This is a genomic window from Mesorhizobium sp. WSM4306 (assembly GCF_007003975.1).
In the GTDB taxonomy this organism is placed as follows: domain Bacteria; phylum Pseudomonadota; class Alphaproteobacteria; order Rhizobiales; family Rhizobiaceae; genus Mesorhizobium.
Genome location: NZ_VFTC01000003.1, coordinates 255,806 through 269,635, shown reverse-complemented (window position 1 = coordinate 269,635; position 13,830 = coordinate 255,806). Strand labels below are relative to the sequence as shown.

Annotated in this window: 17 protein-coding genes; 6 read left to right on the top strand and 11 right to left on the bottom strand. The window is 64.1% G+C overall.

Features of this window, described 5'->3' with window-relative positions; all coding sequences use genetic code 11:
* Positions 1–22: 22 nt before the first annotated feature.
* From FJV77_RS06860 to FJV77_RS06840, 5 genes are all read right to left on the bottom strand, one after another.
* Positions 23–877, bottom strand: a complete 855-nt coding sequence (locus FJV77_RS06860) for a tetratricopeptide repeat protein (protein ID WP_142866080.1) — start codon at positions 875–877, stop codon at positions 23–25.
* A gap of 217 nt (positions 878–1,094) precedes the next feature.
* Positions 1,095–1,373: a 30S ribosomal protein S21 gene (gene rpsU, locus FJV77_RS06855; RefSeq protein WP_023671138.1), complete on the bottom strand. Its 279-nt coding sequence runs from the start codon at positions 1,371–1,373 to the stop codon at positions 1,095–1,097.
* Positions 1,374–1,549: 176 nt separating this feature from the next.
* Positions 1,550–1,936 (bottom strand): SET domain-containing protein-lysine N-methyltransferase, encoded by a 387-nt coding sequence (locus tag FJV77_RS06850; protein ID WP_142866079.1) that lies wholly within the window; start codon positions 1,934–1,936, stop codon positions 1,550–1,552.
* Between the two features lie 110 nt (positions 1,937–2,046).
* Positions 2,047–2,817, bottom strand: a complete 771-nt coding sequence (locus FJV77_RS06845) for an SDR family oxidoreductase (protein ID WP_142866078.1) — start codon at positions 2,815–2,817, stop codon at positions 2,047–2,049.
* A gap of 95 nt (positions 2,818–2,912) precedes the next feature.
* Positions 2,913–3,281 carry a YrdB family protein gene (locus FJV77_RS06840; RefSeq protein ID WP_142866077.1) on the bottom strand — a complete coding sequence of 123 codons (369 nt, stop codon included), beginning with the start codon at positions 3,279–3,281 and terminating at the stop codon, positions 2,913–2,915.
* Between the two features lie 200 nt (positions 3,282–3,481).
* Between FJV77_RS06840 and FJV77_RS06835 the strand changes: the two genes are divergently transcribed.
* From FJV77_RS06835 to FJV77_RS06810, 6 genes are read left to right on the top strand one after another with little or no spacing between them, the layout of a single operon-like run.
* A complete protein-coding gene (locus FJV77_RS06835; RefSeq protein WP_112559217.1) occupies positions 3,482–4,735 on the top strand; it encodes a sarcosine oxidase subunit beta in 1,254 nt (417 codons plus the stop codon).
* Positions 4,735–5,157: a hypothetical protein gene (locus tag FJV77_RS06830; RefSeq protein ID WP_142866076.1), complete on the top strand. Its 423-nt coding sequence runs from the start codon at positions 4,735–4,737 to the stop codon at positions 5,155–5,157. Before FJV77_RS06835 ends, FJV77_RS06830 begins: the two co-directional genes overlap by 1 nt.
* 12 nt (positions 5,158–5,169) lie before the next feature.
* The gene (locus tag FJV77_RS06825; RefSeq protein WP_112559219.1) at positions 5,170–5,466 is read left to right on the top strand and encodes a sarcosine oxidase subunit delta; all 297 of its coding nucleotides are present in this window, start codon (positions 5,170–5,172) and stop codon (positions 5,464–5,466) included.
* Entirely contained in the window at positions 5,463–8,456 is a 2,994-nt protein-coding gene (locus FJV77_RS06820; protein WP_142866075.1) for a sarcosine oxidase subunit alpha, read from the top strand. Before FJV77_RS06825 ends, FJV77_RS06820 begins: the two co-directional genes overlap by 4 nt.
* The gene (locus FJV77_RS06815; RefSeq protein ID WP_142866074.1) at positions 8,449–9,021 is read left to right on the top strand and encodes a sarcosine oxidase subunit gamma; all 573 of its coding nucleotides are present in this window, start codon (positions 8,449–8,451) and stop codon (positions 9,019–9,021) included. The genes FJV77_RS06820 and FJV77_RS06815 overlap by 8 nt, the downstream gene beginning before the upstream one ends.
* A 53-nt stretch (positions 9,022–9,074) precedes the next feature.
* Positions 9,075–9,302, top strand: coding sequence for a hypothetical protein (locus FJV77_RS06810; RefSeq protein WP_142866073.1), 228 nt, complete (start codon positions 9,075–9,077; stop codon positions 9,300–9,302).
* Between the two features lie 123 nt (positions 9,303–9,425).
* On the opposite strand, the gene FJV77_RS06805 is transcribed toward FJV77_RS06810, so the two are convergent.
* The 6 genes from FJV77_RS06805 to FJV77_RS06780 form a co-directional block, all read right to left on the bottom strand.
* Positions 9,426–9,659, bottom strand: a complete 234-nt coding sequence (locus tag FJV77_RS06805) for a DUF680 domain-containing protein (RefSeq protein WP_142866072.1) — start codon at positions 9,657–9,659, stop codon at positions 9,426–9,428.
* A gap of 195 nt (positions 9,660–9,854) precedes the next feature.
* Positions 9,855–10,499, bottom strand: a complete 645-nt coding sequence (locus FJV77_RS06800) for a TetR/AcrR family transcriptional regulator (protein WP_142866071.1) — start codon at positions 10,497–10,499, stop codon at positions 9,855–9,857.
* A gap of 125 nt (positions 10,500–10,624) precedes the next feature.
* Positions 10,625–11,401, bottom strand: coding sequence for an SDR family oxidoreductase (locus tag FJV77_RS06795; RefSeq protein ID WP_142866070.1), 777 nt, complete (start codon positions 11,399–11,401; stop codon positions 10,625–10,627).
* On the bottom strand, positions 11,401–12,438 hold the full coding sequence (locus tag FJV77_RS06790; protein WP_142866069.1) for a phosphotransferase family protein: 1,038 nt from the start codon (positions 12,436–12,438) through the stop codon (positions 11,401–11,403). The genes FJV77_RS06795 and FJV77_RS06790 overlap by 1 nt, the downstream gene beginning before the upstream one ends.
* Positions 12,435–12,920 carry a MaoC family dehydratase gene (locus tag FJV77_RS06785; protein WP_281408565.1) on the bottom strand — a complete coding sequence of 162 codons (486 nt, stop codon included), beginning with the start codon at positions 12,918–12,920 and terminating at the stop codon, positions 12,435–12,437. The genes FJV77_RS06790 and FJV77_RS06785 overlap by 4 nt, the downstream gene beginning before the upstream one ends.
* Before the next feature lie 25 nt (positions 12,921–12,945).
* A complete protein-coding gene (locus tag FJV77_RS06780) occupies positions 12,946–13,761 on the bottom strand; it encodes an SDR family oxidoreductase (protein WP_142866068.1) in 816 nt (271 codons plus the stop codon).
* Between the last annotated feature and the right edge of the window lie 69 nt (positions 13,762–13,830).

Below are 13,830 nucleotides of genomic sequence, written 5' to 3'. Positions count from 1 at the left end.
TGGGCATCGAACCGGCTGGGTATCAGCCGGCGGTGGCGGTGGCGGTGCGCGACAGGCCGTCCTTGGCCGGCTGGTAGGTCGGGTCGAGGTGAACCGCTTCGCGGTAGGCCTTCGACGCCTTGACCTTGTCGCCGCGGCGCTCGTAGATCAGCGCCTGATTGGACCATGCCTCGGCGTTCTTGCCGTCGAGCTTGATGGCCATGTTGAAGTCGGAGAAGGCGTTGTCCTCGTCATTCATCGCGAGATAGGACAGGCCGCGGCCGTTATAGGGTTCTGCGGCATCCGGCGCCAGCGAGATGGCGGTCGAGAAATCCTCGATGGCAAACTTGTGCTGGCCCTGGCTCTGATAGATCAGGCCGCGATTGTGGTAGGCGCGGGCGTCGGTCGTGTCGAGCTGGATCGCCTTCTGGAAATCGTTGAAGGCCTGCTGGGTCTGGCCCGCCTTGCGATAGAGATTGCCGCGGCCGATATAGGCGGCGTCATAATTGCCGTTGATCTGGATCGAGCGGTTGTAGTCGGCAAGGGCGGCTGCCTGGTTGCCGAGGAAGCGCTGGATCAGCGCCCGGTTCGAATAGGCCTGGTAGAAATTCGGATTGAGCTGGATGGCGGTGTCGAAGTCCTTCAGCGCCGCCTGATACTGGCCGCCACGGCCATAGGCCGAGCCGCGCACATTGTAGCCTTCGGGATCCTGGGGATTGCGCTGGATAACCGCCGACAGCGAGGAGATGTTCTCGCTCGAGCCTTGCGCCTTGTCGATGTTGTTGAACTCGCCGGTCGGGACGCTCTGGCAGCTGGCAAGCACCAGGCCGGAGATCAGGGCTGCCGTCAGGGCGAAACCGCGCATTGTGGTTCTGCGCTCTACGCTGATTGCGTTCATGTCTGCTGCCCTGTCCTCACTTCAGTCGCGTCGCTCAGTCCAGGTCCCCCTCCGGGCCGGGTCCACAGATTGTCGTAACAAAATCTAGAGCGTCGTTTGCGCGTTCAAGGGAACGCCCTTCATTCTAACAAAAAGGCGGCGCTCTAAACAAAAAGGTGGCGGCGATTCCGCATCGCGCCACCTCAAATTATCCTTCGAAAAGGACGAAAAATTGGCGTCAGAACCGCGGCGGGCGCGGAGCACCACCAGGACCACCGGCGGCCCCGGCAGCAACCGGGCGCGGCGTCATCGGTAGCAGGCCTTCGCGCTGAGCGCGCTTGCGGGCCAGCTTGCGGGCGCGGCGAACGGCTTCAGCCTTTTCACGGGCGCGCTTCTCGGAGGGCTTCTCGTAGTGGCCGCGCATCTTCATTTCGCGGAAAATGCCTTCACGCTGCATCTTCTTCTTGAGAGCGCGAAGCGCCTGATCAACGTTATTGTCGCGGACGAGTACCTGCACGGGCAATCCTGTCTTTCGGGTTTGATATCAACAGGCAAGCGGCCATAGCCACATGCCTCCGCAGCGATTTACACCACGAATTGTGGCGGCTGATAGCAGAATCAGGCCCCGCTGTCCACACTCGAAATGAAGAGCGCTTGCCAATTTGCCACGGTCGCCCCGAGATAGGGCGCCCACTAGGCGCTGGCCAGGTGCAGTCGCGCGAAATCCTCGAAGAATTCGCCGTAGTCGCAGGTGATTTCCTCGCCGGCTGATATATCGCGGGTGGCGGTGGCGCCGCCATATTGCGAGAAATCCGTGTTCGGCCGCTCGGCATGGTTCATGAAGCGGCCATTGTCGACCTCATAGACCATGAAGCCGGGACGGTCGGGGCTCGGATAGGCGTAGCGGTCGAGCAATTCGCGGAGGTGCGGCGGGGCCGCCTCGTATGTGTCCATCGGGATCAACCGGTCGAAATCCGGATCGAGCCGCCAGATCGAGGCGCCCTTCCTGATCGGCTCGGCGGCAAAGACGCCGACGCCTTCGATTGCGCTCTGCGCGATATAGGTTCTGATCAGCAGCATGTCCGTCCTCGAAGTCCTCACTCGAAACCGAATCGCCAAATCGCGTGGAAAAAGCAAGGCCGGTTTCGGGCTCTATGGCTGATCGGTGCAGGCTGTGACCGCGAAATGCTTCACGTCCGGGTGATCGAGATGCCGCCATCGGCAAACAGCGCCGATCCGGTGGTGAAGCTCGAAGCATCCGAGGCCAGAAAGAGCGCCGCGCGGGCGATCTCTTCCGGGCGTGCCATCCGCTTCAGCGCATGCAGGCCTTCGACGAAAGCCACCACTTCGGGTCCGGCATCAGGCGCGTTGATGACGCTTGCTGGCGTGTCGGTGCCGCCCGGCACCAGCGCGTTGACCCGCACGCCCTTGGCGCCATATTCGGCGGCGAGTGTCTGTGTCAGCCCGATCAGCCCGGCCTTGCTGGCGGCATAGCTGGTCATACCGGGCATGCCGACGGTGTGGCCGACAAACGTGGAGGTGAAGATCAGCGATCCGCCGCCACGCTCGACCATCGCCGGCACCTGGTATTTGGCGCCGAGAAAGGCGCTGGTCAGGTTGGTGTCGAGCGTTTCGCGCCAGCCCTTGAGCGACAGGTCCGAAATCGGACCCATTGGGCCGACGGCGCCGACATTGTTGAAGGCGATGTCGAGCCCGCCGAATTTTTCGATGGCCAGATCGACAAGGGCCTTTGCGTAGGCCTCGTCGCGGACATCGCCGGCAAGTGCGATTGCGGTGCCGTCGGCTTCACCGATTTCGGCCACCAGCTGCTCGAGCTCGGCCTGGCGGCGGGCGGCGAGGACGACCCTGGCGCCTTCCTCGGCAAAGAGCTTTGCCGTGGCGCAGCCGATGCCGGAACTGGCGCCAGTGACGATGGCGATCTTGTTGGCGAGTGCGAACATGGCTGGCATCCTTTTTCTTCGCGCCAGCGTCGCCGGCGATCGGATGCTTGGTCGCAAATGGGCGGGAGAGCAGCCACCCGAAACCGGCAAAGGCCCTATTGTTTCAGCAACCACGCCAGGCGGTCGAGCGAGAAGGCGTAGCTGACGGCGATCAGCAGAGCCATGACGATGCCCGTCGTCGTATGGCCGGCCGCATGAAATCCTGCCGCGCCGCCGAACAGGATGATGAGTTCCAGCACCAGCCTGACAGCGCCCGGCACCAGCACCGGTGCGCGACCCGAGCGGCTCGGGTCATCGGGCACGGCGAGGGTGCCCCACAACACGGCCGCAACGAGCGGCAGTCCCAGAGCGAGGATCCAGCGCAACCGTCCGTCCGACAGGTTCCAGCCAGCCATGCCGACGCCGAGCAGGGCGGTAAGCTCGAGCAGAAAACGCAGTATCAGGTTCCACCAGGCGTTGCCCATCGTCGTCCTCCGAATCCTCATGCGATGGGAGTGTGGCCGAAGGCGCCGCCGCGAACCAGCTTTGATCCACCTGATGTCGCGGCGCAAAACGGCAAGCGCCGTCGCAAACAGCGCAAGGGTGGCAGCGCTGTTTCGCTAGTGATACACCTCGCGCGCCGGGGCCGAGTGAATGCCCTGCCGCCATTTGCGAGGCTGGAACGTTGAAAAAATATTCGGTATTCGCCATCGCCCGCGAGGCCATGCGCGGCCATAAGGGCTGGGAGGAACAATGGTCCTCGCCGGAGCCGAACAAGGAATACGACGTCATCATCGTCGGCGCCGGCGGCCATGGCCTGGCCACCGCCTATTATCTCGCCACCGTGCACGGCATCACCAATGTCGCGGTGCTGGAAAAGGGCTGGCTCGGCGGCGGCAACACCGGCCGCAACACCACCATCATCCGGTCCAACTATCTCTATGACGAGAGCGCGGGCATTTACGACCATGCGCTTAAGCTGTGGGATGGGCTCTCCCAGGAGCTCAACTACAACGTCATGTATTCGGCGCGCGGCGTCATGATGCTGGCGCACAATGTGCACGACATCCAGGTGCTGAAGCGCCATGTCCACGCCAATCGCCTCAACGGCATCGACAATGAATGGCTGACGCCGGAGCAGGCGAAGGAATTCTGCCCGCCGCTCAACATTTCCAAGCAGGCGCGGTATCCCGTGGTCGGCGCTGCGCTTCAGCGTCGCGGCGGCACGGCGCGCCATGACGCGGTTGCCTGGGGCTATGCGCGCGGCGCTTCGGCGCGCGGCGTCCACATCATCCAGAATTGCGAGGTCACCGGCGTCAAGCGCGCCGCCAATGGCGCGGTCATGGGTGTCGACACCACGCGCGGCTTCATTGGCGCGAAAAAGGTCGGCGTGGTTGCCGCCGGCCACTCCTCCGTGATCATGAACATGGCCGGCGTGCGCATGCCGCTGGAGAGCTATCCGCTGCAGGCGCTGGTGTCGGAGCCGGTCAAGCCGGTGGTGCCCTGCGTGGTGATGTCGAACACGGTGCACGCCTACATCTCGCAGTCCGACAAGGGCGAGCTGGTGATCGGCGCCGGAACCGACCAGTATGTCTCCTATTCGCAGACCGGCGGCCTGCACATCTTGCAGCATACACTGGACGCCATCTGCGAGATGTTCCCGATCTTCACCCGCATGAAGATGCTGCGCTCGTGGGGCGGCATTGTCGACGTCACGCCCGACCGCTCGCCGATCCTGGCCAAGACGCCGGTGCCTGGCCTCTACGTCAATTGCGGCTGGGGCACGGGTGGCTTCAAGGCGACGCCCGGTTCGGGTCATGTCTTTGCCCACACCATAGCCAAGGACGATCCGCACCCGATCAACGCGCCCTTCACCATCGAGCGCTTCCGCACCGGCCGCCTCATCGACGAGGCAGCGGCGGCGGCGGTGGCGCACTGATGATGGCGGAGCTGGCTGTCGCCATGCCGCTGGTGCTGGCGGGGGAACAGGACCTGTTCCACCTTCCGTCACCGGAAGAGGTCCGCACGCAGCCGATCAGCCGCGCCGGCAACGAGGCCAGTTGGCCGTTTTCGATCGACGCCGGCATTCTGGCTTGCGTGTGGAGCGGTGGCCAGAAGGTGGTCATCTTCATGGAGAACAGGCCTTCCGATCTCGGCGAGGACGACACATTCGAGCCACGCAGCGTCATCGTGACGACCGATCCGTTTCAGCTCACGATCGGCAACATCGCGTATCGCGAGCTGTTTCGCCCCGCCGCAAGCGTCGAGGAGCGCATTCGGCTCGTCGCGCCATTTGCGGCGATGGGCCAAAGGCTTTGCAACCAACCTGCCGGCGCGCATGTCGGCCACGGCGAATTGTAGGAACGAACAACAATGCTTCTCATCCGCTGCCCCTATTGCGAGGAAGAGCGCCCGGAGCTCGAGTTCCGCAACGCCGGCGAAGCGCATATCGCGCGCTCGGCCAACATGGCGGGCGAGAGTGACGACGACTTCGAAAAGTTCTTCTTCATCCGCTCGAACCCCAAGGGCATCATCTATGAGCGCTGGCGCCACATCCATGGTTGCGCGCGGTTCTTCAACGCGGTGCGCGATACCGTCACCGACAAGTTCGTCATGACCTACAAAGCCGGCGAGCCGAAGCCGTCCAAGCTTCCGGGAGCTGTGAAATGAGCGGCGCCTTCCGTATCCCGAGCGCCGGCCGCCTCAGCCAGGCCAAGACCGCGCGCTTCAGCTTCGACGGCCAGTCCTATACCGGCATCGAGGGCGACACGCTGGCTTCGGCGCTGCTGGCCAATGGCGTGCATCTGGTCGGCCGCTCGTTCAAATACCACCGGCCGCGCGGCTTTCTGTCGGCCGGGGCGGAAGAGCCGAATGCGCTGGTCCAAATCGAGCGCGACGCGGCGCGCAAGGCGCCCAACATCCGCGCCACGGTGCAGGAGCTCTATGATGGGCTCGTCGCGAGCTCGCAGAACCGCTGGCCCTCGCTTGCCTTCGACGTCGGCGCGGTCAACGACATTGCATCGCCGCTGTTTTCGGCCGGTTTCTACTACAAGACCTTCATGTGGCCGAAGGCGGCCTGGAAGAGCCTGTACGAGCCCAAGATCCGCGCCGCGGCCGGTCTTGGTGTTTCGCCTGACAAGCCCGACCCCGATCATTATTCGTCGCGCTATGCGCATTGCGATGTGCTGGTGCTGGGCGGTGGTGCGGCTGGTATCGCGGCAGCCTTAGCTGCAGCCGAAACCGGCGCCCGTGTCATCCTCGCCGACGAGCACGCGGATTTCGGCGGCAGCCTGCGCTTCGAGACCGGCGCGAAGATCGACGGCCAGGACGGCTATGGCTGGGCGCAAGCGGCGATCGCGAAGCTCAAGGGCATGGACAATGTCCGTGTGCTCTCGCGCACCACGGCGTTCGGCTATTACGCGCAGAATTTCGTCGGCCTGGTCGAGCGCGTCAGCGACCATCTGCAAAGCCCTGGCCACGATCTGCCGCGCGAGCGGCTGTGGCAGGTCCGCGCCAAGCGCGTGGTGCTGGCGACAGGCTCCATCGAACGCCACATGGTGTTTGCCGACAATGACCGCCCCGGCATCATGCTGGCCTCGGCGGCGCGCATCTATCTCAATCATTATGGCGTCGCGGTCGGCAAAAATGTCGGCGTCTACACCGCCAATGACTCGGCTTACGCGGCGGCGATCGACCTGAAGAAGGCGGGCGTCAACATCGCGGCGATCGTCGATCTGCGCGACCATCCGACCGGGCCGGTGATCGACGAGGCGCGGGCGCTCGGCATCGAGATCAATTTCGGCCGCGCGGTGATCCGCGCCGGCGGCAAATTGCGCGTGACCTCGATGACCGTACAGCCGAAGAACGGCGGCGGCGAGCGCACCATTCCCGTTGACGCGATCCTGATGTCGGCCGGCTGGACGCCGTCGGTGCATCTGTTCTCGCAGTCGCGCGGCAAGGTCGCCTTCAACGACGAGACCAAGCGCTTCGTGCCCGGAATTTATGCGCAGGACTGCGTCTCGGTCGGCGCCTGCAACGGCACGGACGGGCTGTCGGCGTCGATCGACGAAGCCTATGCGGCCGGCGCCAAGGCGGCGAAAGACGCCGGCGCGAAAACCGCGAAGGGCACGAAGCCAAAGGTCGACGCGTCGGAAAGCTGGTCGCGCGGCATGCTGGGGGCAGCGCCCGGCGCCGGGCCGGACAAGACGGTCAAGGCTTTCGTCGATTTCCAGAACGACGTCACCGCCAAGGACATCCGTCAGGCGGTGCATGAAGGCATGCGCTCGATCGAGCACGTCAAGCGCTTCACCACCAACGGCATGGCGACCGACCAGGGCAAGACCTCCAACATGCACGGCCTGGCGATTGCCGCCGAGACGCTGGGCAAGCCGATCCCGGAGGTCGGCCTGACCACCTTCCGCGCGCCCTATACGCCGGTGACCTTCGGCGCGATCGTCAGCCATGCACGCGGGCCGTTGTTCGACCCGACGCGAAAGACCGCGATCCACCCCTGGGCCGAGGCGCATGGTGCGGTGTTCGAGGATGTCGGGCAGTGGAAGCGCGCCTGGTATTTCCCCAAAGCGGGCGAAGACATGCATGCCGCGGTCGATCGCGAATGCGTCGCAGTGCGCACCAATGCCGGCCTGTTCGACGCCTCGACGCTGGGCAAGATCGAAGTCGTCGGGCCGGATGCGGCGAAGTTCATGGAGCTGCTCTACACCAACCCATGGGAGAAGCTGGAACCCGGCCGCTGCCGCTATGGCATCATGCTGCGCGAGGACGGTTTCATCTATGATGACGGCGTCGTCGGCCGCTTGGCGCCGGACCGCTTCCATGTGACGACGACGACGGGCGGCGCGCCGCGCGTCATGAACCACATGGAGGATTATCTCCAGACCGAATTCCCGCATCTGAATGTCTGGCTGACCTCGATCACCGAGCAATGGGCGGTGATCGCGGTGCAGGGGCCAAAGTCGCGCGACATCATTGCGCCGCTGGTCGAAGGCATCGATATGTCGGATGGGGCGCTGCCGCATATGTCGGTGCGCGAGGGCAAGATCTGCGGCGTGCCGACCAGGCTGTTCCGCATGTCGTTCACCGGTGAGCGCGGCTTCGAAGTCAACGTGCCGGCCGACTATGGCCAGGCGGTCTGGGAAGCGCTGTGGGCCGAGGGCCAGAAGCATGGCGCCACTGCTTACGGCACCGAGGCCATGCACGTGCTGCGCGCCGAAAAAGGCTACATCATCGTCGGCCAGGACACAGACGGCACGGTGACGCCGAACGATGCCGGGCTCGACTGGGCGGTCGGCAAGAAGAAGACCGACTTCGTCGGCATCCGTGGTCTGACGCGGCCGGATCTGGTCGCCAAGGGCCGCAAGCAACTTGTCGGCTTGAAAACCAAGGACCCGAAGGTGGTGCTGGAGGAAGGCGCGCAGATCGTCGCCGATCCAAAGCAGGCGATCCCGATGAAGATGATCGGCCACGTCACGTCCAGCTACTGGTCGCAAAATTGCGGCCGCTCCATCGCGTTGGCGCTGGTCGCCGGCGGGCGCGACCGGATGGGCGAGACGCTCTACGTTCCGATGCCGAACGGGGTGATCGAAGTGGAGATTACCGGGATGGTGTTCTTCGACGAGACGGGAGGGCGCCTCAATGGCTAAGGCTGCTGTGAAAGCAAACGCATCCTCGGCCGAGCGCCGCCCGGCCCGGGCCGGGCGCAGCGTCTCGGCGAGAAACGTCAAGGTCGAGGTGCTGCCGCCGGCGGAGCGCATGTCGCTGCGTGCGCCGGAGGCTTCCGTCGCCGCGCTGTCAAAGGCGCTCGGACTGACCTTGTCGAAGAGCCCGAAGACCTCGGCTTCGAAGGCCGGCCGCACGGCGCTGTGGCTCGGACCGGACGAATGGTTTCTGATCGACGAGGCTGGCAAGGATCTTTTGGCCGACTGCGCCAAGGTATCCGCGCTGCATTCGGCGGTCGGCATCTCGCATCGCAATGTCGCCTTCGCCGTCACTGGGCCGGCGGCTGCGGCGGCGATCAACGCCGGCTGCCCGCAGGACCTGTCACTCGAGGCCTTTCCGGTAGGCGCGGCGTCGCGCACCATTCTTGGCAAATGCGAGATATTGCTGTTGCGCACGGCGGACGACGCCTTCCGGGTCGAATGCTGGCGTTCCTTCTCGGACTATGTCTTTACTTTCCTGTCGGAGGCAGCCAGCGACGCGGCGGCGTAGGAACGTTTGACGCGTACGCTCGTTCTGCTTGCGCCTGTCGAGGGAGAATGCCTATGCCGTCGAAATCCGCGCCGAAGTCGCCGAGGAAAAGCGCCGCGGTGCGCTCGCTGGAGCATGAGCGGCATCACGAGGCGAATGCCGAAGAGGAACTCGAGGAAGGTCTCGAGGACACGTTCCCGGCCAGCGATCCGGTGTCGATCACCGCGACCTCCATTTCCGGCGCGCCGGCAAGACCGGGCAAGGCCAAGACCGTGCCAAGGCGCAAACCGCGCAAGAAATAATCTCTCGCCTGCGCCCAGGCTTGAGTTAAGGAAAACCCCGGCCTGCGCCGAGGAAAAACGGGCGGCCGGGATTATCCTGCCGCCCTTAGCCGTTGTGCTGTTTGGTGGTCGAGCTTAATCAACTCAGAATGTGCTCGGCACGATCCACGGGTTGATCTCGATGCCGAGGCGCGGGCCCTTGGCCTTGACGTCGGACTTTTCGACCGAGCCGGTCACGCTGCAATCGAGCTTGGCATGGGTCGTGGTGTCGACGCAGGTGGCAGCCGGGGCCTGCTTGGGCGAAACATTGTTGCTGCCGGCAAAAGCCGAACCGGAAAGCGCCAGCACGGCGGCGAGGGCGAGAAGGGTCTTGTTCATGTCAGTCTCCATCGGCAAATTGTTTTCGTACGTGTACGATACAGCGTACAAATACGTCCGAGGAAACCGGTTTTCAAGTCAGAAGACGTACATGTACGACAATTTTTTTTTGAACGCCGAAAATCGCGGCGTACCGACACAGCTGAAGCTGTCAGGCCGGATGTTCAATTGGACGGGTGGGGGATATCCAGGTGGTCAGCAGTTGACCGGGGTCTTGGTCAGCGGCGGCACGTCCTGCGTGGTGAGCGAGGCAAGGGTGGAATCGCACATCCGCTTCACGAAAGCCTGCGGATCGCCAAAGGGGTAGAACGGAAAGGTGATCAGCAACGAGATGGTGCCGTGGCCGACCGCCCACAGCATGGTGGCAATGGCACGCGCATCGCCGTGCAATTTGCCAGCGGCGACGCAGGCCTCGACCCTGGAGATGAGCGCTTTCATCGCCGGGTTGCCGTCTTCCATGTCCTCATAGCTTCTGCCCTCCGGCAGCTTGGTCTTTTCAGTCATGAAGACGGTGCGGTATTCGTTGGGGTTGCCGAGCCCAAAGGCGGCATACTCGGTCATCACCGCCTTCAGCGCCTCGATCGGGTCGTCGGAGGGATGCGCCTCGATGTTGCGGGCAAGTGTTTCGAACGCATCCTCGGCCAGCGCAAACAGGATGTCCTGCTTGTCGGCGAAGTAGGAATAGACCGACATCGGGGCGTAGCCGACCCGGTTGGCCAGCTTGCGGATCGTCAGGCCTTCATAGCCCTCTTCCTTGACGAGCTTGTGGGCTGCGTCGAGCAGCTCGGAACGCAGTTCGGCCTTTTGTTTTTCGCGGCGTTTCTGGACGCTCAGCGGCACGTGAGTCTGCCTTCATGTGGTGGGGTGTTGGCTAAATTATATACGCTGTACGAAAACGGACAAGGGCGCGGTAGGTTCCCATGCGGCAATGGTTACCAAATCTGGGGTTACCAAATCTGGGGTTGTCAAATCGCGCCGACACCGCCATCCACGGCCAGCGTGTGGCCGGTCATGAAGGAATTGGCGGGGTCAGCGGCAAACAGGATGGCTGACACAACCTCGTCCACTTCGGCCACCCGCTTCATCGGCACGCCGCGTGTCAGCTCGGCCAGGGCTTCGGCCTCCGGCGCGCCGGAGATGCGCACGAAGCTGTCGACCATGGCCGTTCGCGTGTGCGCCGGGCAGACGGCATTGATGCGTATGCCCTTGGTTGCGTATTCGGCCGCAGCCGACTTGGTCAGCCCGACGACGCCATGCTTGGCGGCGGCATAGACCGACAGTTTCGGCGCGCCGACCAGCCCGGCAACCGAGGCGATGTTGACGATGGCGCCGCCTTTCCCGTCCGATTTGAACTGCCGCTCCATCTGCGGGATCTGGTGCTTCATGGCATAGAAGACGCCGAGCAGGTCGATCTCCAGCACGCGGCGCGCCTCGTCGGAGGCGACTTGCGGCAGGCGCACGAAACTCTGGACGATGCCGGCATTGTTGATGGCGATGTCCAGCCGGCCGAATTTGTCCGCCGCCAGTCTCACCAGATCCTCGGACAGCTTTTCGTCCGCTATGTTGCCGGCAAGGATGGCAGTCTCTGCCCGCAGCGAGCCGGCAAGATCGGCCAGCGCCTTGTCGTCGATGTCGGAAAGCACAAGGCGGGCGCCTTCAGCGGCGAAACCTTTCGCGGCACCCCGGCCGAGGCCGCCGGCCGCGCCGGTAATCAGCACGGTCGCTCCATCGAAACGGCCCATTACGTCTCCTTGTCGATCAGTTTGGCGGCGAGGTGCGACAGCAGCTTCACCGCCTCGCCATAGGTCTTGGCCTTCTCGGGATTGGAGGCGTTGCCGTCGAGCGCCCGTTTGTAGACGCCTTGGCAGATGGCCGCCAAACGGAAGAAGGAGAAGGCGAGGAAGAAGCCCCAATTGTCGATGCCGGCCAGCCCGCGTCGCCGGCAATAGGCGGCGACATAGGCTTCCTCCGAAGGCAGGCCGAGGACGGCGCGGTCAATGCCGCCAAGGCCGCGAAAGCCCGAGGCATGCGGCAGGCGCCATTGCATGCACTGATAGGCGATGTCGGCGAAGGGGTGGCCGAGTGTCGACAGTTCCCAGTCGAGCACCGCCAGCACCTTTGGCTCACTGGCTGCAAAGATCATGTTGTCCAGCCGGTAGTCGCCATGCACCAGCGAGACACGGCCGTCATCGGTCGGCATATGCGCCTCCAGCCAGGCGATCAGCCGGTCCATGTCGGACACAGTGCCGGTCTCGGAGGCGCGATACTGGCTGCTCCAGCGCGCCAATTGGCGTTCGAAGTAATTGCCCGGCCGGCCGAAATCGCCGAGCCCGACGGCTTCGACATCGACATCGTGCAGCGCCGCCAGCGTGGCGTTCATGGCATCGTAGAGGGCGGCGCGCTCATCGTTGCCGGCGGCTTCCGGCACGGCCGGATCCCAGAAGATGCGGCCGTCGAGGAACTCCATGACGTAGAACATGCGGCCGATCGGCGAGTCCTCGCCCGACAGATGAAGCATTCTCGGCACCGGCACGGCGGTGCCGGCAAGCGCCTTCATCACGGTGAATTCGCGGTCGACCTGGTGTGCCGATTTCAGCAGTTGCCCCGGCGGCTTGGCGCGCAGCACATAGCGGCCGCTGGCGGCGGTCAGCAGATAGGTCGGGTTCGACTGGCCGGATTTGAATTTTTCGATGGAATGAAGCCCGGCGAAACCCGGTATGTGCGCCTCGAGATAGGGCGCAAGTGCTGTCTGATCCAGCGCATTGGCGCCGCCGCTCATGCGGTCTCCGGCTCACGCTCGATCAGTGTCAGTGTCAGCCAGCGCGCGGTCAGCGCCGGCTTCTTCGAGCCCTCGATCTCGATGGTCACGTCATGCGCCGTCTGCACCCAGCCGGATGGCCGGACCTTGACGTCGGCCAGCACGAAACGGGTGCGGATGCGCGAACCGGTCTTCACCGGCGCCAGGAAGCGCAGCGAATCGAAACCGTGGTTGACGCCCATCTTGCCCTTTTCCAGCGGCGGCATGGTCTCGAAGGTCATCGCCGAGAGCAGCGACAGCGACAGAAAGCCATGAGCGATGGTGCCGCCGAACGGCGTCTCGCGCTTTGCCCGCTCGGGGTCGCAATGGATGAACTGGTGGTCGTCGGTGGCGTCGGCGAACTGGTCGATCATGGTCTGCGTGACCACGCGCCAGGGTGAGACACCGACTTCCTTGCCGACGCTGGCCAAAAGCACATCGAGACTGATCGGTTCCACTGCGATTCCTCCACTTGCCGCCGACCGCGGCTCATTCCTTGAACAGTGTCAGCCCATGCTGCACCGACTGCCCGCCGTCGATCGGCAGGATGGCGCCGGTGACATAGGAGCCGGCACGGCTGCACAAATAGAGCGTTGCGCCGCCAATGTCATCCGCTACGCCAATACGGCCGATGGGGACATGGCTGCCGACATGTCTGGCCTTTTCCTCGGTGCCGGTGGCAAAGGCGGTCATGCGGCTCTGGAAGGGGCCGGGAGCGAAGGCGTTGACGGTGATGCGCCGCGCCGCAAGCTCGATCGCCAGCGTGCGCGTCAGATGGTGAACGGCGCCCTTGGACGCCGTGTAGGAGTAGGCATCGTCGGCCAGCGGCTGCGTGCCCATCACCGAGCCAAGGTTGATGACGCGGGCCGGATCGGCGTCGCTGGCTGCGGCGTCGAGCAGCGGCAGCAATTCGCGCGTCAGGTGGAAGACAGCGGTGACGTTGACGGCGAACACCTTGGCCCAGCCGTGGTAGGGAAAATCCTCGAGCGAGGCGCCCCAGGATGTACCGGCATTGTTGACGAGGATGTGCAGCTTGTCGGTGCGCGCCTTGACCTCGGCGACCAGCGCGGCAATGCCGGCCTCGGTGGAGACGTCACCGGCGAAGCCTTCGGCGCGGCCGGAGGCACCGAGCCCGTTCAACTCGGCCGCGACCTTGATGCAATCCTCGCCCTTGCGCGAGGCGATCATCACGGTGGCGCCGGCCTGGACCAAAGCGGTCGCGACCATGCGGCCGATGCCGGTCGCGGCACCTGTGACCAGTGCCGTCTTGCCAGCGACGGTAAACAGTTCGTCGAGATAGCTCATCACGATCCTCCGCCTCTCCCTTGCCGTCTGGCAAACAGTTCGCGTTGACAAGGCTATCCGAAGTACGGT